Source organism: Sphingomonas sp. FG14, from assembly GCF_057809675.1.
The window spans coordinates 117,016-143,331 of record NZ_JBMDKK010000007.1 but is presented as its reverse complement, the minus strand read 5'-3'; the positions used below and the strand labels follow the sequence as shown (position 1 = coordinate 143,331).

The window sequence follows — 26,316 nt, the reverse complement described above, 5'->3', positions numbered from 1 at the left end:
CGCAGCGACTCCCGCCAACCGGTCACATTCATCCAAGGCGCGGCCAGCCAATGTCACCGCGACGTAGAGCCGCGACAACCAGCTGCGTCCTGCGCGCCACGCCAAGCCGCCGGCGCGCGGCATCGACATATTTGCCGACCGTTTCCTCACTGAGACCGAGGATATGGCCGATCTCCCAGTCGGTCTTGCCTTCGGCCACCAACGCCACGCATTGCCGCTGACGCCGCGTGAGACGTGCAGGCGCCGGGCCTGCGCCACGCAAACGATGCGCCGTGGCGAAGACGATATGCGCCAGCCATTCGGCGGCGGCCAGTGCGCCCATGGGCAAGCCCTCGCCGGGTGCGCAGACGAATGAACAGCTGGCCCCACACGATCCGGGAGCGTGAAGCGGTACGGTATATCCGTCGCCAAGACCGGTTGCGCGCGCCTGCAGCATCATGTCCATCTGGCCGGGCGCAAGCGATATCAGGTCCGGAAGCTCGCCCCAGCCGAAGCCGCCGACTCTGCCCGACGCGACCTGGCGTACGGGATCGACCCTGTGCATCGCACGGTCGCAAAACATCCGTGTCCAGGCCTGAGGATAGTTGTGAACGAACAGACAATCGTTCGATTGCCTAACGGGGTCAGCATGCTCGGCAAGCGCATGATGGGTGAAACCGAGCTCGGCGACAGTACCCGCGAACCGCGCGGCAAGGTCATCGAGATCGCCAAGCCGTCCGGCATAGGCCGCGAACTCTGCGACAAGCGCCATCGCGCCATGATCTATCTGTAAATATAATTTACCATCCAATGAAAATCGTGACATGATCGACGATCTCGCCAATTAGGGAATCCAAATCCTCTCAAAAATGCAATATCTCCAGAATATATCCCGAATATAGTTGCAAATTTCAATGTCATCGTGATTATCTCGAATCGTCGCCCGTGACCGCCGAATTTGGATGGTTCCGCTTTGTCATTCCACCCGGACTCCGTGCTTGAGGAGCGGTATTCGGGACTGGTGGTGAAAGGCGGCGCAGCGGCGAGCCGGAATGGATCCGCGCGCGCAGTTGTGCCGGAAAGATGAAATGCCCGTTTTCGCGGCTACGCTCGACTTTGCGAATGCCATGCCCCGGATCCGCACCCGCAAGGCCCTGTCCGACGCGCTACAGGAGGCCTCATCCCGGATGGGCATGCGTTTCTTCGCCCTGTCCCACCATGTGGACTTCGCCGCCTCGCCGGGTTTGCGCATCCACAATTATCCCGATGGCTGGGAGGAATGGTATGATGCGAACCGGCTGGGCATCACCGATCCCGTGCATCGCGCCAGCCGCAGCAGGCTGCAGGCATTCCACTGGCGCGACATCCCGAACCTCATCCCTCTTTTGCCTAGCGACACCCGCCTGCTTGAACGCGGACGGCGCGTCGGCCTGGGCGAAGGCGTGACAGTGCCGGCGAACCTGCCGGGCGAGGCAAGAGGCTCGTGCTCCTTCGTTGCCGGGATCGGCGAGACGCCGCCGGAGATCGTACTGCACTGGGCGCAGAGCATCGGCACGATGGCGTTCGAGGTGGCCCGCGCGATCATGAACCGGCGACAGCATCCGCAGGCGCGGGTGAGCGAGCGGCAGCGCCAGTGCATAGCGCTGGCGGGGCGAGGCAAGAGCAACAAGGAGATCGCACGCCTCCTTGATATCGGCGAGCAGACGGTGATCGAGCATTTCCGCGCGGCACGCGCACGGCTGAATGTCGGATCCCGGATCGAGCTCGTCATCTGCCTGCTGGCGCGCGGCGAGTTGTGCATCGACGATGTCACGATCGCACTCCCACCGTCGGGGCGCACCAGCCGATAAACAGCCACCCCTCCCTAGACCTAGGGATGGCGAAGCCGCCCTCGCCTGCTGCAAATCGTGGTCTCCTTCACTGGCCCGGAGCACCACATGCTGCATCTCATCGACCATAACAGCCATCAGCAGGGGGCGCTGCTGCGCGCCATGTTCGAGGCGCGCAAACAGGTCTTTGTCGATCTGCTGCGCTGGAGCGTCCCGGTGATCGGCGGCTGCTGGGAAATGGACCAGTGGGACAATGAAGATGCGCGTTACATAATACTCTCCGACGCCGAAGGTCGTCATCTCGCGTCGGCGCGGCTGCTCAGGACTGACCGGCCGCACATTCTCGACACCCTGTTCCCGCAGCTGTGCGAGGGCCCCGTGCCCAGCAACGCCGCGACATGGGAGATCACGCGCTTCTGCATCGACCGCGGCCTGGACACCCACGACCGAAAGCGGGCGCGCAACCAGCTGGTCACCGCGCTTGTAGAACACGCGCTTCGTCACGGAATCGCCCGCTACACGGCGGTCGCCGATGTCCGGTGGGCGCGCCAAGTCGCCGGGTTTGGATGGCGGTGCATGCCCCTCGGGCTACCAGTCGAACATGAAAGCGGAACGCTCACCGCGATCGTCATCGAAATCGACGGCGACACGCCGTTCCAACTGCTGAAGTCAGGGGTCTACGCTTCACCGACCAGCGACAGCCGGCAGCTTAGCGCCTGAGGGGATCCGACATGACCGACGAACATGACTTGCCTCTGCTTTCGGCGCAGCATGCCGGGACGCTCGAGGACCAGGGCTGGTGCATAATCCACGACGCATTGCCGAAGGAGGCAATCGACGACCTGGAAACCGCTCTAGAGCCACACTTCGCCTCGACCCCGTTTTGCCGCGGAGCATTCTACGGCGAGCGCACCAAGCGGTTCGGACGGCTTCTTAGGCGCGCACCGGCAAGCGCGCTGCTCGCCGGCCATCCGCTGATGATGCAAGTCGCCGAGCGGGTGCTCGGCAAATGGTGCGATCATTTCCAGCTCAACCTCATCCAGGCGATCGAGATCCACCCGGGCGAGCTCGCCCAGGTGCCGCATCGTGACCAAGATATGTGGCACGCCGAAAAAGGCCGGATCGAATATGTGGTCAATGTCATGTGGCCGCTCACGCCGTTTCGCGCCGAGAATGGCGCGACCCGCATCTGGCCGGGCAGTCATGGCCTCCAGGCCGAGGCGGCTCCGCCAACCACCGGACCGATCGTCGCCGAAGCGGAGCCGGGCAGCGCGATCCTGTTCCTCGGCTCCACGCTGCACGCCGCCGGCGCGAACATGAGCGACAGTCCCCGGCGCGGCATCGTCACCGGCTATTCGCTGGGCTGGCTCAAGGCCTATGAAAATCCCTATCTGGCCTATCCGCCCCAAGTGGCGCGGGAATTTCCGGCCGAGCTCGCAGCCCTTGTCGGCTATCGCCAGCACCGCCCAAATCTCGGCAATTTCGAAGGACAATGCCCATCGATCCTGCTTGGAGAGACAATACCGGACGCAATCGCTGCAACCGATGCGCTGCTGCCGGGCCAGAGCGAGATGATCGAGGCATGGCGCGCGCAGTTGCTGCCGCCATGCACGCCATCGCCATGAGTCCCGGACTCACTATGGAGCGCGTCTATGACGCGCTCCGCTTCCGCATCGTGCATGGTGAACTGCCGGCCGGCGCACGACTGGATCCGGCGCGCCTGGCAGAAGACCTGAATTCGAGCGCGACCCCGGTGCGCGATGCGCTACATCGGCTGCTCGGTGAGCGGCTGGTCGATGCGCGGCCGAAGGAAGGCTTCCACGTACCGGTGCTTTCAGAGGCCGCGCTGCGCGATCTTCATGGCTGGTCGCTCGACCTGCTGACAACCTCGCTCAGGCCGGCGCTTCCGCCGCTCGCCCCCGGCCGCTTCCGCGCGCTTGACCTCGACGCGACCAGCGACCCCGCTGAACGGATCGCCGATCTGTTCGATGCGATCGCGGAGGGTTCGGGCAATGACGAACATCGTCGGGCGATCGCGAACGTCAATGCGCGGCTTCATCCGTTTCGCCGTATCGAGCCTCGCATCATACCGGATATCGGTGCTGAACTCGACGCATTGAGCCGGTCATGGAATGCCGAGGATCATGTCACTTGCAAGCGCCAGCTGACCGCCTGGCACAGGCGACGGATCAGCTTGGTGCCGCGCATCTCGACAGTGATGCGCACGGACGGGCTCGCCTGAAACAGGGGCAAGCGGATAACACCCTTTCGCGCAACGCCTGTTGCGGCTGCCGATCGATATCAGACCGCTCCAAAGGCATCGCAGAAAGGCGGCACCGCCGTCCCAATCACCGCCAATGGCGTCCATCCTCGTCACTTCCGCCGACTGCCGTCATGAATGTCGGATCACATGCCACTGCCAGCGCCGGCGCCTGAGCCGAGATAGAGCCAGGAACGCCGGGCGATGGATCGTCCTTGAGGAACGAGCCGGCGCCTTTAGCGATCAAGCCTGGACATGCACGCCGGCCACCCGGCAGAGGCCCAGCGGATCCAGCCCATGCTCTAATCGGCACGGCCCCAAAAACAAACGCCGATGGACGCACCGGTGCCGACTTTCCGATCCATTTTGGACGCAATTCCTTCAGCAATCGCGCGACAGCGCAAACAGTGCGCATCGTGCCGCAGCCGCTCTGACGTCCGCCTGATCAGGAAGCCGATCCCAACAGGCACTTCCGCTGGGGATCCGGTCCAGGGCGCTGTCCGCCTCTTGCTCCCAGACTGCCAGCGCGTCATCATGGGTAGCGGCCCAGCTCAAGACATTCGTTGCGGTGGATGGGAAGTCCGCTAACGCTAGAACCGGTCGTTCGCAAGCCGGACCGCAGCCGGCCCCTGCGTGTTGATTGCCGTTGAGAAGAGACCCGGGCTTTTCACTGAGAAGTGACCCGACCATTAGTTTATGTTTCGGATGTCATCGGTGGGTCAAGATGGGGTTTTCTCCGTCGTCTCCGAGACGGTCGATACGCTCGAGATGGCGAAAAAATATTCAGCGCCAGGATACGGAAAAATCGTCGTTATATCTCATTGAGGGTGGAAGCGTTCAACTCGCAGGAGAAAGCTACGCGTAGACGATGACCGACGATGCCGCACTGGACGCCTGGTTCTGTCGAGAGGTCCTTCCCCTCGAACCCATGCTCATGCGCTACATCCGACGCAACTGGCGCGTAGCCGACGATGTTTTCGACTTGATCCATGATATCTATGCATTGGCGCTCGGCGGCGCCCGCCGGGCTATCCCCGACCATACACGCAGCTATGTCTTTGCCATCGCGCGCAACCATCTCATCCAGCAGGCAAAGCGTGCGCAGATCGTATCTTTCGAACTCGTCGCAGATTTGGAGAGCTTGGATCCGGAACTCGATATGTTCGCATCGGATCGTCACCTGAGCGCACGCGATGAGCTGCGCCGCGCGCAGATGGGCATCGAGAATCTGCCACCGCGCTGCCGGGAAGTAGTGCAGCTCCGCAAAGTCGAAGGCCTTACGACCCGCGAAGCCGCTGAGCGGCTTGGTGTTGGCATTGACGCCATCGAGCAACAGTTGACCAAAGGCATGCGGGCGCTGACCGACTTCATGCTTGGCGGTTCGGGCAGGATTGCTCGCCGGGCGACACGTTCGCGATCAGAAAGAGACGTGAAATGACTCGCAACGCGCACGAAGTCAGCGATCTCGCCGCGCTCTGGATCCTTCGGCAGGAAGAGCCCGATTGGTCGAGCGAGCAGCAGGCTGAGCTCGACGCCTGGCTCGCCAAGTCGATGCTGAACAGGGCCGCCTATCTGCGTCAGCGCGAGGGTTGGCGAGCGGCTGATCGTATCGCTGCGTTGGGCCTGCCGGTGCAACCCGAGGAGACGCCAGACACAACGCCTTGGTATCGAGCCTGGCGGCCCTGGGCGGTCGCGGCGTCGGTCGCGATGGTCATCACCGCGAGCACCGTTGCGCTTCAGCAGAATAGGCAGGTCGAAATCGCGAAGCAGAGTTTCGAAACGCCCGTTGGTGGCCGCCGAACGATCTCGATGATTGACGGCAGCCGTGTCGAGCTCAACACGGCCACGGTGATCCGCTCGGCGATGACCGGGCAACGCCGTGAAATCTGGCTTGACCGGGGAGAAGCCTTTTTCGATGTCGCCCATCACGATGGTCTTCCGTTCGTGGTCCATGCCGGCAATCGCAGGATAACCGTGCTTGGGACGAAATTCTCGGTCCGCCGCGAGAGCGACAAGGTCATCGTGTCGGTTCTTCGGGGGCGCGTGCGCGTCGATGATGCCGACAATCCAAAGTCCGTCCGGTCCGCAATCATCACTGCCGGCGATATGGCGATCGCGCGCGGTCCATCGACCCTTCTTGCGTTGCGGGCCGAGGAGAAGGTCGAAAGCGCCCTCGCCTGGCGCGATGGCATGCTCAACTTCGACGACATGCGGCTGGGCGACGCCGCGAGCGAGTTCAACCGCTACCATAGCCGCAAGCTTCTGGTAGACGATCCGTCCGTCGCCGACATGCGGATCGACGGCGCCTTCCAGGCCTCGAACATCGATGCGTTCGTGCGGCTGCTGCACGACGCCTATGGCCTCAAGGTCGAGCAGTCCGCGGAGGGTGTCAGAATTTCGGCGCGATGACATACGGGTTTCGGAAGCGCGACACTCTTCACCTCTAGCTGGTCCGGCAAACAGGACCGATGCAAAAGGGGGACGACCGATGACGAGGATGTTGGCGACGTTGGCGGCGGGCGTGTGCATGGTGGCGGTTGCCGCACCGGCCCGCGCTCAGGAGCGCGATTACCAGATTCCCGCGGGAAGCCTCAAGTCGGCGCTATCATCCTATATCCGGCAATCCGGTCGCCAGCTGGTGTTTCGCGGAAGCGAAATGACTGGCGTGCGCAGCAACGGCGCTCGCGGAAAACTGACGGCCGAGGCGGCGCTGGCCCAGATCCTCGCAGGGACGCGCTACAGCGCCAAGACCGATTCATCCGGCGCTGTCGCGATCATACGGTCGCAAGAGCCCGGGCCATCGGACGGCGACGATGCGGCGGGCGGAGAGGATATCGTTGTCACCGGATCCCGCATTCGTCGCGCGGGCTTCGACACGCTTCAACCGGCAAATAGCGTCTCCGGAGATCAGGCCAGCGCGCTTGGCTACAACACTGCGGCGGATCTCATCAATCAACTCCCCGCCTTCGGGACACCCACAAGTGGAAACGGCGGGCAGAATGAGCAGACGGTCGGCCAGAATTTCGTCAACGCCTTTGGCCTGGGAACCGGCCGGACCCTGACCTTGCTCAATGGCCGACGCGTCGTCACGCAGGCGTCGCCCGGAAATTCGGTCGACCCGGGGCAGCAGGTCGATCTCAACATTATCCCGACTATCATGATCGATCGCGTCGAGACGATCTATACGGGCGGCGCCCCGATCTATGGCGCGGATGCCATCGCCGGCACGGTCAATGTCATCCTCAAAAGCAAATATAAGGGGCTGATGCTGGATGGCCAGAACGGCATTTCCTCTCGCGGCGATGCCCATAACTTTCGCATGGGCGCTCTTGCCGGGGCGGACTTTGCCGGCGGGCGTGGGCACATCGTCGTCGCCGGCGAGTATAATCGCGTCGACGGGCTCGCCGGCACGGCGCGCGAGTCTGCATCGACCAACTTCACCTATTGCAACAACCCGGCCAATACGGGCGCGCGCGACGGCATCCCCGACCAGATCATCTGTCGAGGTGCGGATGCGCTGTCGCTGGTTCCCCTCACCGGTGGCCCGGCGCTGCGCGCGGGTAATTTCTACGGGGTGAACCGCACCGCCAATGCCTTCGTCCAGAACGGGGAGCCGCTTCTTTTCTCGCTCGACGGCCTGTCGCTGGTCACGGCCGCGCAAGCCAATCTCGGCACGCCCATTTCGGCGGCCGGGGCGACCGGCGCAAATGCGTCGGCCAATCCTTATGTCGTCAACCAGGCCGAAACCAACTCGCTCCTGTCGCCGACGAAGCGGGCGACATTCGCTGCCCAGGCGAGCTTCGACATTTCCTCGGCGCTGACGGCGTATGTTGAAGGACTATACGCCCATACGGATGCCAGCGACCAGTATAGCCAGGGCGGCTTCAGCTCGGTGCTCTTTCCGGCAAACGGGGGGCAGATCAAGGTGCGGATGGACAATCCCTTCCTGACAGAGGCCGTCCGGACGCAACTCCTCGCCTCCAGTCCGCCCGGGATCGATACCGATGGGAACGGCACCGCCGACACGCCCGGCTTTTACCTCGCTCGCTACAATCAGGATCTTCTTCAGGGAGCGCCGGTCTATCGGACGCAAGAGGTTTATCGCTTCGTCGGGGGATTGAAGGGCAGGTTTTCCGCCTTTGGCAGCGACTGGAATTGGGACGCGAGCTATAATTACGGGCGGACCAAGGCTTCGGTTCGGGCTCCGGTGATTGATCTCACCCGCTTCGGACTGGCGCTTGATGCCGTCAGAACCGGGAGCGGACAGATCGTGTGCCGTGTCTCGGTCGATCCCGGCGCCGCATCCGGCATTGGGGCTGCCAGGCCGACGCCGGTGACCAGTGCCGATATCGGCGCTTGCCTGCCCTTCAATCCCCTGGGTTATGCGACGTCTCCGAACATGTCCGGCGTGCGCAACTATGTCTTGCGGGACGTCCGGATCAATACGACGCTGGAGCAACAGGTTGCGGAGGCGACGCTGGAGGGCTCGCCCTTCTCGCTTCCCGCAGGTGCAGCCAATCTCGCGATGGGGCTGACCTATCGGCGCGAGAGCGCGCGCTATTCTGGCGAGCAGCAGAATCTGGGTTATTTCGTGGGTGATATAGCGGGCCCGATCCGCGGGAATTTCCACACCAAGGAAGCCTATGCCGAAGGCGTCATTCCCATCCTCTCGAGCGACAAGGATTTCTCGATCCCGCTGGTTCGCAGCCTGACCTTCGAGGGGGCGGCACGCATCGTCGACAACAGCTTTTCCGGCTCGGACTGGACCTGGACGGCGGGCGGCCGGCTCGGCCTGCAGCTTCCGATGCTTGGGGACGCGCTCACGATCCGGGGCAACGTGACCGAGGCGGTTCGCGCGCCCGCCTTTGCGGAACTGCTGACACCGAAATCCAATACGACCGGCCTGGGCAACGACCCCTGCGATCCGCGCTTCATCAGCGACGGTGCTTCACCGGCGAACCGCGCCGCGTCATGCGCCGCCGAGGTCAACGCCCTCAAGGCCGCCGGGCTGCTGCCGGCCGATTTTGCGCTTTCGTCATTCACATCCTCGGTCGTCAACGTCGCCGTGCCGGGAACGGCGACCGGAAATCCTGAACTGCGCAACGAGCGCAGCAAGTCCTGGACGATCGGCGTGATGATCGCACCCTCGACAGTTCCGGGCCTGCGTGCGACCGTGGATTGGACGGATATCCGGATCAGCAACGCCATCGTCAGCACCAGCCTCTCGCAGCTCTTCGCGACCTGCTATGACAATGGCGCGTTCGGCAGCAATGTCGCGTGCGGCCGCTTCATGCGCGATCCCTCGACCTTTCAGGTGACGAACTTCGCGCTCGGCTTCATCAACGCCGCAGAGCGCCGGTTCAGCGGCCTGCTCGCCGACCTCCAATATCGTGTCTCGATGCAGGGCGTATCCCTTCCGGGATCGCTCACGATAGGGGCGAACGGCTTCTACGTTCATCGTCATCAACAGACGATCAACGGAGGCGATCTCGACATCTTCGCCGGCGAACGCGGCATGGAAAAATACCGCGTCCAGGGCAACCTGATGTACGCGTCCCAACATCTGTCGATGCAGTGGCAGTCGAACTTCGTCTCCGGAGGGGTGATCGACAAACAGGCAACCGCTGAACGCCGTGCGCCCGGGACGTTCGGCTCATTCTGGCAGCATGATTTGTCGGTCTCGGTGATGCCCACGGACCGGATGGAACTGCGGTTCATCGTCACCAATATCTTCGACCAGACGGACGATGCCCGTCGCATTGCCGCGAAAACGACCAACGCGGTCATCGGCGGGGCCAATCTTTTCGAGAATATGATCGGTCGAACCTTCACGGTCGGCGCCCGGGTCAAGTTTTGAGAGCCGGGCCCGATGCCAAATCGTCTCGGCCACCTGCTTGTCGCCGCCTGGCTGACGGGTGCCAGCCCACTGATGGCCACGCCGCACGATCGTGTCCCGAACGACCCGGTGCACGCCGGGTCGCACTTTGAGGCGCTCGATGTCTTCGCGCTTCGCTATGCCAGTGACCCTCAGGTCACCACCGATGGAAGGCGGATCGCCTTTGTCGTAACCGCCATGGACATCAAGACCGATCGGCGCCTCGGCACGATCCACGTGATTTCCAGCGATGGCTCGAGCGATATCACGGTTCCAGGAAGTGAAGGCGCTTCCGCACCGCGATGGTCACCCGATGGAACCCAGCTGGTCTTTCGCAAGGACGGTCGGCTCTGGTTGTGGGCCGACGGCGCGCCGCCGCGGAGCATCACCGAAGTGGCAACGGGCGTGGAAGATCCCGTATGGTCGCCAGACGGCTCACGGATCGCGTTTCTGACCCGACTTCCCCGCGAAATGCCGATGTTCTTCGCGATGCCGGGAAAGCCGGACGGTGCTGATTGGGCACCGGCGTCAAAGGTCGATTTCGAGAACTTCAAGGCGTACGACGTGGGCGAAGCCCCGCCGACCATTGCCGCGCTGTCCGTCGTCGATATCAACCAGGGGGCGACGCGGCGATTGACCTACGCCGACATCGACCTTTCGCAGCCTGCCTGGGTGCCCGATGGCACCGGGCTGTTGGTGAGCGGCCTCCTCGCGCCCCGCAGCGTGGCGGGCGATGATCGCCGGGCGATCTATCGTATTTCGCTGGCCGGCGGCGATCCGGTCGAGGTTCCCACCATCACGGGCACGTCGTCATCGCCGACCGTGTCACCCAAGGGAGACCTGGCATTCCTTGGTACGCGAAGCCCGTCAACGACCGCCCATATGCAACTCTGGATCCGGGGGCGGGACGGCGTCAGTCGATTGCTGACCGCAACGATCGACCGGGACATTCGATCGGCTGTCTGGTCGCGCCGCGGCGACGGCCTCTACATCCTCTATGCGGACCAGAGTGCGTTTCGTATCGGCTTTGTCGATCTCAAGGGGCGGCTACGTGAGATCGCGAGCGGCGTGGGACCGAGCGACATGGGGCGTCCCCAAGCGAAAGGCGCGGCCTTCAGTGTCGCGGCAGACGGCTCGATCGCTTTCGTCCGCGCCGAAACGCTGGTGCCGGGTGACGTTGCGCTCGCCACGCATGGACAATGGCGCCGTCTCACGCGTCTGAGCGATGACGTGCTCTCAAATCGCGCTTTCGGACCCGTTGAAGAGATCAGATACTCATCGAGTATCGACGGGTTGCCGATTCAAGCGTGGCTTACCAAGCCGCCGAATTTCCAGCTGGATAAACGCTATCCACTCATTCTTCTCAATCATGGCGGCCCCTGGGGTACTTTTTCCGGTCCTTATTTCAGCGCGGAGGCCCAGATATATGCTGCCGCCGGCTATCTCGTGCTTGCGGTCAACTATCGCGGCAGCGGCTCCTATGGCCAGAAATTCTCCGACACGACCGCGCAGGCATTCCCCGGGCATGACTTTGACGACACCATGGACGGCGTCGATGCCCTGATCGGACGCGGACTGGCAGATGCCGACAACCTCTTTGTCACCGGCGGCAGTGCCGGCGGTGTCCTCACCGCCTGGACGGTCGGCCATACTGATCGCTTCCGCGCGGCCGTGGCGCAGAAGCCGGTGGTCGATCTGGCATCGTTCGTACTCACCACCGATAGTCCATCTCTCTACCGGCTCTTCGCGACAAAGCCGCCCTGGGCGGATCCGGCGCACTATCGCGCCTATTCGCCGATGACCTTCATCGAAAAGGTGGTGACGCCCACGCTCCTGATCGTGGGAACGAATGACGTCAGGACGCCGGTGAGCCAGGCCGAGAGCTTCTACAACGCGTTGCGGTTGCGCGGCATTCCGACTGCGCTCGTCCGCCTCCCCGGTGCCGGGCATGAATATTCCAGCCGGCCGAGTCAGCTTATTGCGGGCGCACTCGCGACGCTTGGCTGGTTCGAGAAATATCGCACCGCCGCCATCGAGGGGCGGTGAGCAATGGCGATCTCGCGCCGTGGTCTCTTCCGATATGCGGGAGCCCTGCCCTGCCTCACCGCGACAAGTGCGCATGCATCCCCATTCCCAATCACGCCCGACCTGCCTCCGGGCTCGCTTCTCGCCGAAGATCCCGAACGCTACTGGGCATGGTTGCGCAAAGAGCAATTTCTCCTCCCGGACGATTTCGCATATCTCCATAACGGCAGCCTTGGCGTCCCCCCGATCCCGGTGCTCGCGGCCGTCGCGGCGGGCCTTGCCCAGTCGGGCCGGGTTGATTTCGAGCCGATCAATCGCTGGGGCGCGCCTATCGAAGAGGTCAACGCGCGTAACTTTCTTTCATTGCGCCAAGACCTCGCGCGCACGTTTTGCTGTGACACGGAAGAGCTGACGCTCACCGCCAACGCCACACAGGCGCTTTCGATGATTGCCTCGGGGCTGGACCTTGGAGCGGGCGACGAAGTGCTGATCACCAACCTCGAGCACCCTGCCAATGTCAGTTGCTGGTCGCGCTTGTCTCGAACGCAAGGGATTACGCTTCGAAAGGTCCAGCTGAACCTGGCGCCGCAATCCGAATCCTCGATCCTTGCTGCTTTCGAGCAGGCGATGAATCCGCGAACCCGGGTCGTCAGTTTCTCCGCAGTCCTGACGAGCACCGGTGTCCGCCTGCCCGTGGAGAAGATCGTCGCGCTTGCGAGGGCAAACGGGGCGGTCACGGTCGTTGATGGCGCCCACCTGCCGGGCCAGGTGCCACTCGATCTCAAGGCATTGGGCTGCGATTATCTGGCCGCCAGCCCACACAAATGGATGTTTGCGCCTGCCGGGTGCGGTCTTTTGTTCGGGCGCGGGACCGGGCTCGATACCTTGGCCCAACGCATAACCCCTGAGGGACCGGAAGGCAGCGCGGCTGACCGCCTGATGCAGACCGGAACCGCCAGCGGCGCGACTTTCGACGGGTATCAGGCAGCGCTGGACTTCTTCCTGCGGATCGGCCCGGAAAAGATCTTTTCCCGGCTTTCCAGGTTGCGCGACCTGATGCTTGAAGGGGCGAAGGCGATCCCGGGCGCGTCCCTGTACACGCCGCATGATCCTGCACGTTCCGCGGGAATGGTAGCCTTCAGCGTCGAAGGTGTGGAGCTCAAACGGTTCGAACCGGACTTCCGCAGGGCCGGCATCCGCGTCGCCCCCGGGCGGGGGATCCGGCTTTCCGCCCATGTGCATACACGCCCCGGCGACATCGAGCGGTTCTTCGATGTCCTCCGGCGATGTCTCCGGCGAGGAGAAGGCAGATGAAGGCAACAAGGCGCGACTTCTGCGCGAGCGGCATCGGCGCCGTCATAACGACGATGTTCTGGTCGGCGCCGGTGACAGCGCGGGATCCATTCGGACGGGATGCTCAGTTTCTTCGGATCCTCGGACGTGGGGCAAGTCCACCAGCGCCGATCGGTCTCTATCTACCGGCACGCAGGAGCGGCAACCTGCTGTTCCTCTCGACAACGGTGGCGCGTGCAAACGGGGAGCCTCGTTTCAGGGGGCAGGTGGGCCGCGACCTGACAGTGGAAGAGGGACAGGTTGCGGCCCGGGAGACCGCCCTGGCGATGCTGGAGGTCGTTTTTGCCGAGCTTGGGGGATCGCTCGACCGCGTCGCGCTCATGGTCAACATGATCGGCTATGTCGCATCTGCGGAAGGCTTTTTCGATCAGGCCAAGGTCCTGGACGGCGCGTCGGCGGTCCTGATCGACGTGCTCGGCAACACGGCTGGAAAAACGAGCCGTTCGGCGATCGGCGTCAAGGGTTTGTCCGGCAATGCGGCCGTCGCAATTTCCGCGGTGCTGGAGGTCGCGTCGTGAGCGACCGCGCAATCGATCGCCGAAACCTGGTGAAACTGGGATTGGCCGCCGCCTTCGCGGCGGCCAGCGTGAAGGTGCGGGCGGCAGTGCCCGGGAGAGCGCGCAATACCAGTCGTCACCGCATGAGCATCATGGGCAGGCCGGTGACATATGATGTCGAGGCGGGGGATACGATTCTGCTCGATTCGCAGGGCGCACGATCGGCTGCGCTCTTCACATTTTCCTATCTGCGCCGTGACGCGCCATCGGCCAATCGACCGGTCATCTTCTTCTTTGGAGGTGGCCCGGGCGGAAGTTCCATGTCCTTCCATGTCCTTTCGATGGGGCCCCGCGTCGCGATTCCCGTGGCCGGCCAGGCGGACCGGCATGTGCTGGCCGACAATCCGGACTGCCTGCTCGACGTGGCCGACCTCGTCTACATCGATCCGGTGGGCGCGGGCTTCAGCGACACGCTCCCCGGTGTTCCCGCGCGGCGCTATTGGGGCCTGTTCGAGGATGCCGAGGCCTTCGCTCAGTTCATCGAGACCTGGCTGAAGACCCATGGCCGGTCAGGATGCCCCATCTATCTGGTGGGTGTCAGCTACGGAACGGTGCGGGCCGCGACCCTCTCGCATCGGCTCCACACCCACGGCACCCCCGTTGCGGGCGTCGTACTCAATTCGAGCGTGATCAACTATTGCTCGACGCGCTTTGCGCCCGGAAATGATCTTGCCTATATCTATTTCCTGCCGAGCTATGCCGCGATCCACCATTTTCATGCGCGATCGCACGATATCGCACTTCCCGACATCCTCGCCCGTGCCGAGTCATTCGCGTTGGAACGCTATGCCCCCGCGCTTGCCTGGGGTCATCGCGCCGATGCCGCCAGGCAGGCGCGTGTGGCGGCGGAAATGGCCGATCTGATCGGATTACCGCCGTCTCATCTTCTGGAGACGGGGCTGAGGGTAAGATCGGAGCAATTCATGGTCGACTACGGACGACCGCTCGGCTTCCCACTCGAGCGCAATGACGGGCGAAAGGCCGGCCTGGGCGAAGCGGCGCGTGTCGAGGCGTTCCGGACCGCGAAACCCTATCTGGAGACGCCGGTCGGCACCGCGATCCGGCGCTATTTCGAGACTGAGCTCGGTCTGAAGATTACCCGACCTTATGCCGATCTTTCACTGGTGGGCGGCTCGAACTGGAACTGGGAAGACGGCAAGCAGCGCTTGCCGTTCGACAATGTCGACATGGCGGTCGGATTGGCCGATGATCTCCGCGCCAATCCTCGCCTGCGTGTGATGATGGCGGCGGGCTATTATGATCTCGCCACCCCCTATTTTGCTTCCGAGATGGTCCTGTCCTCGCACGGCATGCCGCGCGACAGGGTCATCCGGCGGCACTACGCCGCCGGCCATGGCGTCCATCGCGACCCGGCGTCGCTGCTCGCCTTTCAGGCGGACATGCGCGAGATGCTGGTGACGGGCGTATGACTGTCGGCGCGTCATTCCGCTTCATGCCGCCACGCGAAGGAAAAGGCGCGATCCTCCGCACGATCGAGACCGGCACCGTTCGCGCGACCGTCATCAATGTGCCCTCCACGAGGCGCGGCAAGCGCCCCGCGCTCTTCATTCTTGGCGGCGAGCTGGGATTTTCCTCGCTCGAAGCGCTTGGCTGGCTCGCATCCTATCCGCCAACAGGCAGCCTCACAGACGCTGCCGACGTGATCTTCATCGACCCTCCGGGCACGGGTTTTGGCGCCGACCTGCCAAAATCGCTGTGGACGGTCGAGGCGGATGCCGCCTTCCACGCCTCCACGATTGCCGCATGGTGCGACAAATTCGGCGGCACGACAGGTGCGGTCCACCTGCTCGGGAACGGCTTTGGCGGATTGCGTGCTCTCAAAACCGCGCAGCAACTCCAGCGCCGCTTTCCCGGTGCCGCTCCCAAATCGCTGATCCTCATGCAAACGGTGACGAATCCAGCGCTGCTCAGCTGTGTCCCCGGCAACCCTATCGCTTATGCGATGCGCTTGCCCACGCTCGCCCTAAGCGCGCGACAGGGGCAACCGCATGAATTGACGCAGGATTATCGCCTGCGCGCGGAGCGGGCCGCGCTCGATGAACTCTATCCCGCTCTTCTGCGGTCCGAGCGGCTCGAAGCGGAGGCACGCGACAATTTGCGCGCTTCCCTGGCCGAACGGTTCGGGGCGCCGGCAGGGGCCCTGCTTGACGACGGGCTGCTCGGCCGCCCGATCCAAAAGAGTGCCAAGGTTGCCGCCGGATTTGCCAAGCCATGGCTGACCGGGAGGTTCGATCCGTTGATCGCCGACGCATATCTGCCTGCCAATTCCGCAATCGCGACGGGCTGGGACTGGTGGAGCGGTCAGGCGCGCGGTGACTTCGACAATCTCGATCTCACGCCGGTCCTGACCGAAATCCTGAACCATCCCTCCGCGCCCAGAGTGCTTTCACTTGAAGCGTTGCTCGATGAGACCGTGCCGTATTTTGCTGTGCAATCATCTTCGAATGAGCGGGTCCATAGGGAGTATCTCGCCTGCGCAAACTTCGCCGCGCCCATGTCACTTGCGCCCGGGCCGGGAGCGGCGATCAGGATATGGTTGCTCACCAGCGAAAGCCTTCCTTCCGCGGCCAGGCCGGAGCGACGATCTCGATCCGTCCGGCCTGCAACAGAGTCATATCGATAAGAGGATGATCGGACCGCGTCATGTCCGGCCATGAAGGAGGCCGAGGAGTGCCTTGCCGTGACCGAAGAGTGGAGGATCCACATGCGGGCAGGAGCTAAACAGCGTTTCATCGACGTGCCGGGACGTCACATTCTCGGGCAAAGGCGTCAATGTCAGGTGGAGCAAGGCCAATTAGGATCGCGTACCGAAATGCCCAATGTGCCGAAGCTTGCCAATATCTTCCACGGCATGGCCCATATCGCCACAATCAAATACTGGTTCAAATTTGTCCGCTCCGCCTAGGCGCTTTTGCGCCAGCGATATGCACAGAATTGGCGACGGCAAGCATGGTTTCCTTGAAGCGCAAGGCCGCGACCGTCGCTGAGCTGCCGAGCAGCAGCAGCGTAAATTTGGCCCCGGGCTCAACCGTGATCGCGCCGATCCCATAGGGATTTCCGTGTCAACGACACGCAGGTTGACGGCAACGAGCTGGGGTTACTCGATCAATGCGAGGAAATCCTGACGGGCTGCTGCAACCCGAGAGGCAAGGTGGTGAGGGCAGCACGGATGTGATCCGGCTTGCCCGATGCCGTCGAAGGCCTCATGATCGAAGACGGACGAGGGCAGGCAATCCCGTCCCGGGATGATCCCGCCAGGCATTATTGACGTCCGCCCAACAGTGGTCGGACGGCCCTGCGAGCAGGCTGCGGCACCGCCTGGAACATGACGACGCACCAGGCGCAGCCTGGGCGAACGCATGGCCGCGCACGGTGCATACATGAATTACCCGTTGAGGAGGCACTTCGCCGTGACCGGCAGTGCGAACCCTCATGGCTGATAGCGGCCCTTCCCCGGACGATCTGGTCGGCGACCGCAGCGACCGCGCCACCGATGACCGGCTATCCGCCACCGTGGCGCGGCTGTACCGCGACAGGGGTCCGGCGCTCCGGCGCTTCTTTCGCCATCGATTGTCGAATCGCGACGATGCAGACGACATGGTCCAGGAGGTGTTTGTCCGCCTTGCGCGGGACGACAATGCATCGGCGCTGCGCAATCCGGCCGCCTGGCTGCAGCGTGTCGCCCGCAATCTTGTCTTCGATGTCGCCCGCCGCAGCGAAGTCCGACAGGCCTCGATGCGCGTGTCTCTTCACGAGGCGGAACTGCCCCCGGTCGCCCCGACACAGATGCTCGATCTCGAGGCTCGGGACATGCTTCGCCGGTTTGAAGAAGCGCTTTCGACGCTGAGCGAGCGCAGTTGCCAGGTCTTCCGGCTCCATCGTATCGACGAATTGAGCTACCGCGAGATCGCGACACATCTTGGCATCAGCGTCGCCACGGTCGAATATCACATGATGCGCGCCCTCGCGCATCTTGACCGGGCACTAGGGGACGATTGAACGAAGCCGCGATGACCAGTCGAGACGATCCTAACCCGGCCCGGACCGAAGCGCTCAGGATGGAAGCAGCTGAATGGTTCGCGCGGATGCGGCGCGAGGACAGCAACCAGTTCAAACCCGCGTTCGAAGCCTGGCTCGCCGACCCGGAGCATCGCCGCACCTATAATCGACTGGCATCACGCTTCAGCGACGCGAAGGTCCTGCGCCACGGCACGTCCGATACGCCTGTCCCCCCGGTGGCGGGAAAGCGTCGGATCGGACTTGCCGCGCTCGTCATCGCGACACTGGCACTACTGGCGCTGGCCTTCATGTTCGCGGTTCCGAAAATGGGGGCGGCGAGGTGGCCGGTCCAGACGGCCCGGCTCGAGGGCAGTCCAACCGTGATCACGCGATTTCGCCTGCGCGACGGCTCGGTCATAACCCTTGATCGCGACGCGCTCGTGAACGTCGCGCTGGACGGTGACGCGCGCACGCTGCGGCTCGAACGCGGCCGGGCCCGTTTCGCTGTCGCGCATGAAGACCGCCCATTCACCGTCGAGGCCGGGGCAGGCAGCATCGTGGCGCGCGGGACGATCTTCGACGTCACCTTCGCAAGCGGCCGGGCCGATGTCGCGCTGATCGAAGGCGCCATAGACGTCACGCCGCGGCGCGCCGGAGCAGCGGTGGTCCGGAGGCTTCACGCAGGTCAATCGGTCGCACTGGATCGTGGGCGGATCGATGAACGACCCGCAGCCGCAGGATCGGCGACTGATTGGCCGCGCATGATGATCCAGATCCGCGACGAGACGCTCGACAGCCTGCTAGCGCGGGCAAATCGCCTGAGCGTCATCCGGATCGATGCGGCCGACGGCGGGCTCGGCGCGACCCGGCTGTCCGGCCGGTTCAGGCTTGACGATCCGGAACACCTCTCCGCCAATCTCGCACGCCTGCTGGATCTCGAATTCGACAGGCACGGCACGCGCATCCTCCTGTCGCGGCGCGGCCGATAAAAATTTCACCTCCCGCCTAAGGTCTTCCCTTCCCGTCTCGTCGAACCCGGTGACGAACCAAGCCGCACGATCGACTGCGGCGAACGAGAGGGGACAAGACCATGACCAAGACCATCAACCGGCGTCATCGCCTGCTGGGCGGAATAGCCGCGATCGGCATCATGTCGGTGACGCCGGCAACGGCATGGGCGAGCCCGTCGACGGCGATCGAGCTCGACCTCGCGGAGCAGCCGCTCGCCGATGCCCTGGTCGCCATCGGCAAGGCATCAGGTGTCGAGGTCATGTTCGAGAGCGGGGAGCTTGCCGGCAAGCGCGCGCCGGCATTGCGAGGCGTGCTAGACCCGCGGGTGGCAGTCGACCTGTTGCTGAGGGACTCCGGGCTTGTCGCCGACTGGCAGGGCGACGTCCTCGTCATCCGGCGGCTCGTGGACGAAGACGCGCAGATCAAGGAGGACGAGAGCACCGACATCATTGTCACCGGCTCCCGGATTCGTGGTGCCCCGCCCGCCTCGCCGGTGATCCGCCTGACGTCGGAGGATATCCGCAATGCCGGCCAGACCGATCTTGGCCAGACGCTCAGAAGCATCCCGCAAAACTTCAACGGCGGACAGAATCCCGGCGTCGGCTATGGTATTCGCGGGGCGGACAACGCGAACGTCAATTCGGGTTCCAGCCCCAATCTCCGGGGACTGGGCCCCGATGCCACGCTGACGCTGCTCAATGGCCGGCGGCTTGCCTATGGCGGCGTCAGCAACGCGATCGATATCTCGGCGATCCCGGTCGATGCCGTCGACCGGGTCGAGGTGGTCGCGGACGGCGCGTCGGCGCTGTACGGATCGGATGCGATCGCGGGCGTGGTCAACATCCTGCTCAAGCGCGATTTCCAAGGGGTGTCGGTCAGCGGGCGCTGGGGCGCCGCCACCGATGGCGGTGATGTCGAGCAGCAATATGGCGCGCTCGGTGGAGGACAATGGGGATCGGGCGGCCTGATCGCGGCGGTCGACTGGTCGCGCAACAGCGCCATATCGGCGCGCCATCGCAGCTACACCGCCGAGGCGGACGATACGACGACGCTCTATCCCGAGCAGCGCTCGACGAGCGCGCTCCTCAGCCTGCACCAGACACTGGGGGAGAGCGGCCTGACCTTCTCGGCCGACATGCTCTACAACGAACGCAAGCACCGCATCCTCGTGCCGTTCTCGGGCACCGCACCCTATGACTATTATGGCACCATCGGCCGGGCGCGCTCCGAGCGTTTCTCGATCGCACCGCAGCTGAGCGCGAAGATCGGCGGATGGGCTCTGGGCGCCGGGCTGGTCCATGCCCGGGACAAGGCGCACCTCTCCAGCATCTACGCCGATGGCGGCATCGACCAATATGATACGCGAAGCTGCCTGTGCAATCGGCTGACCTCCGCCGAACTGACCGCCGATGGCGGCCTCATCCGCCTGCCGGCCGGCACAATGAGGGTCGCGGTGGGCGGCGGCTATCGCGAGAACCGGCTCGACCAGAATCGGCGGCGCATCAGCTTCGTCGGCGCGCCGGACCAGCTGTCCGGCTTCAGCGCGACCCAGCGAAGCTGGTACGGCTATGGCGAGTTGTTCGTGCCGCTCATCGCGCCCGGGATGGCCGTTCCCGCCATCGAGCGGCTGAGCCTGACCGCGGCAATGCGCTATGAGCGCTATCGCGGCATGGGCGAGGTTGCGACACCCAAGCTGGGCGTGGTCGCGAACCTGTCGCCTGGCATCAAGCTTTCTGCGAACTGGGGCAAGTCGTTCAAGGCGCCGACCTTGTACCAGCAGTTCCTGAGCCAGGACGCACTGCTTCTCAACGTGGCCGGCGCCCCCGTGGGCAGCACGATGATCTATCTCGCGGGCGGCAATCCCGGCCTTGTGCCCGAGCGCTCGACCAACTGGACGGCGACCGCCGGCTTCGCTCCGGCCACCGTTCCGGGGCTCGACCTCGAACTGAGCTATTTCGACATCGCCTATTCCCGGCGCGTCGTCACGCCGATCGCATCGACCACCGGCGTCCTCGCCAACCCGATCTATCAGGCGTTCGTTACACTCGCGCCGAGCCTGGCCGAACAGCAGGCGGCGATAGCGCTTTCCAGCCTGGGCCTCAACAACCTGACCGGCGGCGCCTATGACCCGTCGCGCGTGCTCGGCATCGTCGACAACCGCTATACCAATGTCGCAAGGCAGCGCACCAAGGGTGTCGACCTGTCGGCACGCTACCGCGCCGACCTTGCCGGCGGCGGCTCGCTCACCCTGTCGGCGGCGGCGAGCTATATCGACGGCGAGCGCCAGTTCCTCGCGGGACAATCCTATCAGCCGGTTGCTGGTACGATCTTCAACAGCCCGCACTGGCGAATGCGCTCGGGCGTGGTCGTCGACAAGGGCGGGCTCAGCGTCGCGGCCTGGCTCAGCCATGTCGGCGGCGTGACCGATGATCGAACCGCGACGCTTGCGGCCGTCGCCGGCCAGACCATGCTCGATCTCACGCTTCGCTACAGGACCGGAGAAGGCTCCGCGCCGACGTCGAACATGGAGTTCGCGCTCACCGCGCAGAATCTGCTCAACGACAAGCCTGCCTTCATCCGCACCGACCGGGTGCAATACGCACCGTATGACTCCACCAACTATTCGGCGATCGGGCGGTTCATCGGCCTTTCGATCACCAAGCGGTGGCAATGATGCGCCGGATTGCGGCATCGATAGCGTTCACCGCAGCAAGCCTGGCGTCGGGCCATGCCAGCTGCGGCGACCTGCTGCCCCAAGCCACGGAAACCCGCCAACACGCGCGTGCAATCGAAGCGCGGGATCTCGTGACATTGCGCGACATCGGCCAGCCCGGCGACCGGGTCGATCTCGAAAGTCCGCTCGGACTTTCTCCCGATGGGCGGCATGCCGCCTTCGTACTGCGCCGCGCCGATCCGGACGCGAACGGCTATTGCCAGGGGCTGGTCGTCCTGGATCTCCAGATCGGGCGCCCGAAGCTTGTCGACCAGGGTGGAGACCTGATTCGTGACCGCTATGCGCTTTTCGGCCATGCGCTCCCTGAAAGCGGGGTACCCCGGGTCATCGTACCCCGCTGGTCGCCCGATGGGCGCTACATCGCCTATCTCAAGCGCACCGGGCCTGCCGCCCAGATCTGGCTCGCAGCCGCGGATGGGAGCGGTGCCCGAGCCCTGACCGATGCGGAAGCCGGTGTTGAGAGTTTCGCCTGGACGGCGGACGGAACGCGGCTCGTCTTCTCCAGCCGCACAGGAGAGATCGCCGCCAAGGCGGCGATCGCCCGGGAAGCCCTGCGCGGTTATCTCGTCGATGCGCGATTCCGGCCGATCAGCGCGCGGCATCCGTTTCCGCGCGAAGCCGATGTCGCGACGAGCATCTTCTCGATCGATGCGGTGACGGGCGACGCCCGCCCCACCAGCGACGTGGAACGGACGCTGCTCGCCCGCATCCCCGCCTCGCTTCCGGCGGAAACAATCGCCGCCGCGACCGGTCCCGATGGCAGGCTCGCCTGGATCATGCGCGAAGGCGCCCTGCTTTCACGACGGCTGACGGCGCGGATCGCCGGCACCGAGCATGGCTGTCGCGCCTGCAGCGGCGAGATTGTCGATCTGTGGTGGTCGAACACAGGTCCGCTCTTCTTCCTCAAACGCGAGGGTGCATCGCGCCAGACCCTGTCGCTCTATCGCTGGTCGCCGGCTGAACCGGGCGATGCCCGGAGACTGTTGGGGACCGGCGACCTGCTCATAGGCTGCCGTCCAATGGCGGAAGGCGACCTGGTATGCCTGCGAGAAGCCTCGCTGGCGCCCCGACATGTGGTGAGGGTCGATGGCGCGACCGGCCGATCGACGCCGCTCTGGGAGCCCAATCCCGGCTTCGCCCGCCTCGACAAACCCAGGGTCGAGCGCCTTTACTGGACCAACGCCAACGGCATCGAGACGTTTGGCGATCTCGTCCTGCCGATGAAAGCGACCGACGCCCCCTATCCGCTCGTGATCGTGCAATATGGTTCGCGCGGCTTCCTGCGCGGCGGCACCGGCGACGAATATCCGATACTCGCATTCGCTGCCCGAGGGCACGCGGTGCTGAGCTTCCAGCGACCGCTTCATCTTGCATTGTTGCCACCTGCCGATCCGCGCGCGCAGGATGCGGGCGAGCATGCGGAACGGCGCAATGTCCAGTCGTCGCTCGAGCGCGGGATCGCGGACGTGCTGGCAAAAGGGATGATCGACCAGCGAAGGATCGGCATCACCGGCCTCAGCGATGGCGCGACCACGACCGCATGGGCCCTGATCAACGACCGCCGCTTCGCCGCCGCGGCGATCAGCACATGCTGCGCCGATCCGGCATTGCTCCCGCTGCTCGGCGAAGCGCAGATCGAGGCCTATGGCGCGGAGGGGTTTCCGAAACCCGGCGAGGCGGCGACGGATTTCTGGTCACCGATCGCGCTCTCCACCAATGCCGCGCACATCACGACGCCGATCCTGATGAACCTGTCCGACGATGAATTTCTCGGTGCGCTCAGTCCCTATTGGGCGCTCAGGGCGGCAGGAAAGCCGGTCGAGATGCATGTCTTTCCCGGCGAACATCATATCAAGTTCCAGCCCGCCCATCGGCTGGCGATCTACGAACGCAACCTGCAATGGTTCGATTTCTGGTTGAAGGATCGCGAGGATCCCTCGGCCTCGCTTCGGTCGCAATATCAGCGTTGGAGAGGCTTGGCCTCCCCCGGATCGCGCGGACGTGCCAGCGGACTTCAGCTCCAGCTGCGAACCCAGGCCTCGGTATCGACAAAGGCGAGGATGCGATGGACATCGCCGCGCTCGGCGCCGCCCTCGTCCAGCGACCCGGCGATCGCGGCGCGATCCAGCAGGCCGCGCTGCGCAAGCAGTCCGCCGAGCAGCATGTCTCGGATCGCCGGGCGATGACGCTCGATCAGCTCGACACAGAAGCTGTCGGCGCCGCCCTTTGTCCGGCGATGCGCAATGTCCTTGGGTAGAAGATCGGAATAAGCCGCCCGCGCGACCGCTCGGTTCTCACCGCCCGCGCACCAGCGCCAGCTTGGAATCGACAGGCAGCATTCGACGATCGGCTGGGCGAGAAGCGGCAGCACCGCCTCGGCTTGCCCCGGCGCATAGCCATGCCTGTACCTCTGGGCACGCACCAGGCTCGCGATATGCGCGGCCTTGCCGGGCGGCACCGCGATATCAGGCGAAAGCCATGGATGGTCGGGGACCGACTTGGCCATCGCCAATCCGGCGGGGCCGAGAAAGCTTGTGTCAGGCGTCCCCAATGCCGCGCCGCCGCGCCACAGGCGCGCGAGCGCGCGGCGCCACACGGCCGGAACGCTGGTGGACGTCAGGCGGGCGATGTCAATCGCGGTGCGGAAGGCGGCACCCGGCCCCTCCGCGCGCAGCCGGTCCACGACCGGACTGGCCGAGGCCGTCAGCGCGAACACATTGTCACCGCCGTCACCGCTGAAGATCGCATCGGCATCGATCGAGACGGCATGATCCTGACGACGCCGATCATAGCCCTGCGCGAAGGTGCGTGCACCGGGCCAGGGCTGATGGGCGGTGGTTGCGCGGCCGATCTCGATATCGGCATGGTCATAGATATCGCTGGCGAAGCCCAGCCCCAGCGCATCGGCCAGGGTTTTCACGAAGGGCCGCTCGTCACCGCGCGCATCCGCGGTCGAAACCGTAAGCAGCGAAATCTCCCGGCCCCGCGAGGCCAGACTTGCCGCGATGATCGATGAATCGAGCCCGCCCGAGACCGTCACGAGGACGCGCCGATGACAGGATGCGAGCGCATCGATCGCGCCATCGACGACCTGCCTGAGCTTTGCCGGCGTCGCCGGTGCGGTGTCGAGATGATCCCATGGCTGCCAGAAAGCCTCGGTCCCGCTTTTCCGTCCCAGCGTGAGCGCGAAGCCGGGAAGAAGCTCGGTCACGTCGATCAAGCCGGTGCGCGTGAAATGGTGCCCCGGCCGCGCCAGGCGTGCCGCGACTGCCGCATAATCCACCCGCGGCTTCGCAGGCGCGACCGCGCTCAAGAGCCGCGCGTCCCCGGCCACCGCCCAGAGGCTCGGCCATTTGCTGCAATAGGCTGGGATCGCGCCGGACGGATCTCGCAGGATCCGGACTTCGCCTGCCTTTTCATCTCCGACGATCGCGAGATAGGGCCCCCAAAGAGAACCAGCCAGGCGCTGCCCGGGCGCATCCACGATCGCGGATGCGCACGCACTTTCCAGAATGGAGACGCGCGCATTGTTCGCGCGATCGAACAGGCGCCCGATGATCACGAGGCCGGCCACGGGATCGACCAGCAGCGGCACCCGGGGATCGGCCAGCACGGTGAAGCTGCGGCATGTATGAACCCGGACCAGGCCCAGCATCTCGGCCCTCGCCTCGACCTGCTCCCGGCCGCCATGATCGGCGCCGCTCAGGATCAGCCAGCGCTCGAGCATCATATGACCAGGATCGGCGTGAACATGCGGATCAGACCGACATCGCCGTTGACGACCATGTCATCGACCTGGACCCAGCAATGCGCGGCGAACGGTCGGGCCATGACGCCGAAGATCAACCGGCTCTCGCAGCCCGAGCGGCGGAGGGCGATGAACAGGGCGATCGACTTGGCGAGGCATCGATCATGCACTGAATGGACGAGATCCGCGACGGCGTGCGCCCGGACGATCTCCTCCATGCCAGCGGTGTTCCGCTGACCGCCCCGCATCGAGCGCAACCGCTCTATGATCACGAGCAGGCGTCTATGCCGAACGAGCCGGGACGCACGCAGCTGACCCCACAAGGCACGCCCCGTCCGGATGACGGATGATGTGCCGGCGGGATCGGCAATAAAGGCCCGGGTGCAGGCCGGCGCGGCCACAGGACGTGGCCGGACAGACTCCGACGCTTGGCGGAACAGTCCGGCAATCGGAGAACCGGAGGGGAGATCGGCGGGAGCGACACCGCCTGCACCGTCGACGAGTTCAAGGAACGCGTGCTCCGCCGCTTCGGGAAGGCGAAAATATCGATCGCGCGCGATATCCAGAAAGATGACGCGGTCCTCGACAAGGCAGAAGGACAGTTCGGGGAGGAGTTGCAGACCCATGGCTTCGGTCCGGAAAGGGTGCACGGACATTGCCCGTGCACCCCGGCCGTTTCAGTCGTCGGTGAGCCCGGAAACCGGGAACTGTTCGTCCGGCTGGTCGCGCAGGCCCTTGCCTCCGCCACGGGTCTCGACGCTGGCGACGCCCAGGTCGATGGTCTCGTCGATTTCGTTCAGACGGTCCATGATTGCCTCCATTCATGCCGCAGGGAATTGCGGCCTGAGCAGGCTGAGGGACGCGAGCCGATGTACGAACTCTATAGTGGCGATATCGGACGATTGTTGAGTGACCGATTCAAGCA

General features: G+C 64.4%; 20 protein-coding genes and 1 pseudogene. 17 read left to right on the top strand and 4 right to left on the bottom strand.

Annotation, left to right across the window (positions count from 1 at the left end):
* Positions 1-28: 28 nt before the first annotated feature.
* Positions 29-823 (bottom strand): autoinducer binding domain-containing protein, encoded by a 795-nt coding sequence (locus ACODTA_RS19405; RefSeq protein ID WP_489067637.1) that lies wholly within the window; start codon positions 821-823, stop codon positions 29-31.
* A gap of 208 nt (positions 824-1,031) precedes the next feature.
* Between ACODTA_RS19405 and ACODTA_RS19400 the strand changes: the two genes are divergently transcribed.
* The 17 genes and pseudogenes from ACODTA_RS19400 to ACODTA_RS19320 all read left to right on the top strand — a co-directional run.
* Entirely contained in the window at positions 1,032-1,829 is a 798-nt protein-coding gene (locus ACODTA_RS19400; protein WP_489067635.1) for a helix-turn-helix transcriptional regulator, read from the top strand.
* Between the two features lie 87 nt (positions 1,830-1,916).
* Complete coding sequence (locus ACODTA_RS19395) at positions 1,917-2,528, top strand: acyl-homoserine-lactone synthase (RefSeq protein ID WP_489067633.1); 612 nt, start codon at positions 1,917-1,919, stop codon at positions 2,526-2,528.
* A gap of 11 nt (positions 2,529-2,539) precedes the next feature.
* On the top strand, positions 2,540-3,433 hold the full coding sequence (locus ACODTA_RS19390; RefSeq protein WP_489067631.1) for a phytanoyl-CoA dioxygenase family protein: 894 nt from the start codon (positions 2,540-2,542) through the stop codon (positions 3,431-3,433).
* A complete protein-coding gene (locus ACODTA_RS19385) occupies positions 3,430-4,050 on the top strand; it encodes a GntR family transcriptional regulator (protein WP_489067629.1) in 621 nt (206 codons plus the stop codon). Before ACODTA_RS19390 ends, ACODTA_RS19385 begins: the two co-directional genes overlap by 4 nt.
* Positions 4,051-4,936: 886 nt before the next feature.
* Entirely contained in the window at positions 4,937-5,506 is a 570-nt protein-coding gene (locus tag ACODTA_RS19380; protein ID WP_489067627.1) for an RNA polymerase sigma factor, read from the top strand.
* Positions 5,503-6,477 carry a FecR domain-containing protein gene (locus tag ACODTA_RS19375; protein ID WP_489067625.1) on the top strand — a complete coding sequence of 325 codons (975 nt, stop codon included), beginning with the start codon at positions 5,503-5,505 and terminating at the stop codon, positions 6,475-6,477. Before ACODTA_RS19380 ends, ACODTA_RS19375 begins: the two co-directional genes overlap by 4 nt.
* A gap of 79 nt (positions 6,478-6,556) precedes the next feature.
* Positions 6,557-9,925 (top strand): TonB-dependent receptor plug domain-containing protein, encoded by a 3,369-nt coding sequence (locus ACODTA_RS19370; RefSeq protein ID WP_489067623.1) that lies wholly within the window; start codon positions 6,557-6,559, stop codon positions 9,923-9,925.
* Between the two features lie 12 nt (positions 9,926-9,937).
* Positions 9,938-11,989 (top strand): S9 family peptidase, encoded by a 2,052-nt coding sequence (locus ACODTA_RS19365; RefSeq protein WP_489067621.1) that lies wholly within the window; start codon positions 9,938-9,940, stop codon positions 11,987-11,989.
* A 3-nt stretch (positions 11,990-11,992) separates the two neighbouring features.
* On the top strand, positions 11,993-13,282 hold the full coding sequence (locus ACODTA_RS19360) for an aminotransferase class V-fold PLP-dependent enzyme (RefSeq protein ID WP_489067619.1): 1,290 nt from the start codon (positions 11,993-11,995) through the stop codon (positions 13,280-13,282).
* On the top strand, positions 13,279-13,839 hold the full coding sequence (locus ACODTA_RS19355; protein WP_489067617.1) for a RidA family protein: 561 nt from the start codon (positions 13,279-13,281) through the stop codon (positions 13,837-13,839). Before ACODTA_RS19360 ends, ACODTA_RS19355 begins: the two co-directional genes overlap by 4 nt.
* Positions 13,836-15,308, top strand: a complete 1,473-nt coding sequence (locus ACODTA_RS19350; RefSeq protein WP_489067616.1) for a S10 family serine carboxypeptidase-like protein — start codon at positions 13,836-13,838, stop codon at positions 15,306-15,308. The genes ACODTA_RS19355 and ACODTA_RS19350 overlap by 4 nt, the downstream gene beginning before the upstream one ends.
* Positions 15,305-16,522, top strand: coding sequence for a hypothetical protein (locus ACODTA_RS19345; protein ID WP_489067614.1), 1,218 nt, complete (start codon positions 15,305-15,307; stop codon positions 16,520-16,522). Before ACODTA_RS19350 ends, ACODTA_RS19345 begins: the two co-directional genes overlap by 4 nt.
* 30 nt (positions 16,523-16,552) lie before the next feature.
* On the top strand, positions 16,553-16,804 hold the full coding sequence (locus tag ACODTA_RS19340) for a hypothetical protein (RefSeq protein WP_489067612.1): 252 nt from the start codon (positions 16,553-16,555) through the stop codon (positions 16,802-16,804).
* 527 nt (positions 16,805-17,331) lie between these two features.
* Complete coding sequence (locus tag ACODTA_RS19335; RefSeq protein WP_489067610.1) at positions 17,332-17,898, top strand: RNA polymerase sigma factor; 567 nt, start codon at positions 17,332-17,334, stop codon at positions 17,896-17,898.
* 11 nt (positions 17,899-17,909) lie between these two features.
* Complete coding sequence (locus ACODTA_RS19330) at positions 17,910-18,887, top strand: FecR family protein (protein ID WP_489067609.1); 978 nt, start codon at positions 17,910-17,912, stop codon at positions 18,885-18,887.
* Between the two features lie 101 nt (positions 18,888-18,988).
* Positions 18,989-21,583: a TonB-dependent receptor domain-containing protein gene (locus tag ACODTA_RS19325; RefSeq protein WP_489067608.1), complete on the top strand. Its 2,595-nt coding sequence runs from the start codon at positions 18,989-18,991 to the stop codon at positions 21,581-21,583.
* Positions 21,580-23,556: pseudogene (locus ACODTA_RS19320) on the top strand (Atxe2 family lasso peptide isopeptidase); the annotation flags it as partial. The gene ACODTA_RS19325 and the pseudogene ACODTA_RS19320, both read left to right, overlap by 4 nt.
* A gap of 101 nt (positions 23,557-23,657) precedes the next feature.
* Here the strand turns inward: ACODTA_RS19320 and ACODTA_RS19315 are convergent.
* From ACODTA_RS19315 to ACODTA_RS19305, 3 genes are read right to left on the bottom strand one after another with little or no spacing between them, the layout of a single operon-like run.
* A complete protein-coding gene (locus tag ACODTA_RS19315) occupies positions 23,658-25,373 on the bottom strand; it encodes an asparagine synthase-related protein (protein WP_489067607.1) in 1,716 nt (571 codons plus the stop codon).
* A complete protein-coding gene (locus ACODTA_RS19310; RefSeq protein ID WP_489067606.1) occupies positions 25,370-26,017 on the bottom strand; it encodes a lasso peptide biosynthesis B2 protein in 648 nt (215 codons plus the stop codon). The genes ACODTA_RS19315 and ACODTA_RS19310 overlap by 4 nt, the downstream gene beginning before the upstream one ends.
* A gap of 51 nt (positions 26,018-26,068) precedes the next feature.
* On the bottom strand, positions 26,069-26,200 hold the full coding sequence (locus ACODTA_RS19305) for a benenodin family lasso peptide (protein WP_489067605.1): 132 nt from the start codon (positions 26,198-26,200) through the stop codon (positions 26,069-26,071).
* Between the last annotated feature and the right edge of the window lie 116 nt (positions 26,201-26,316).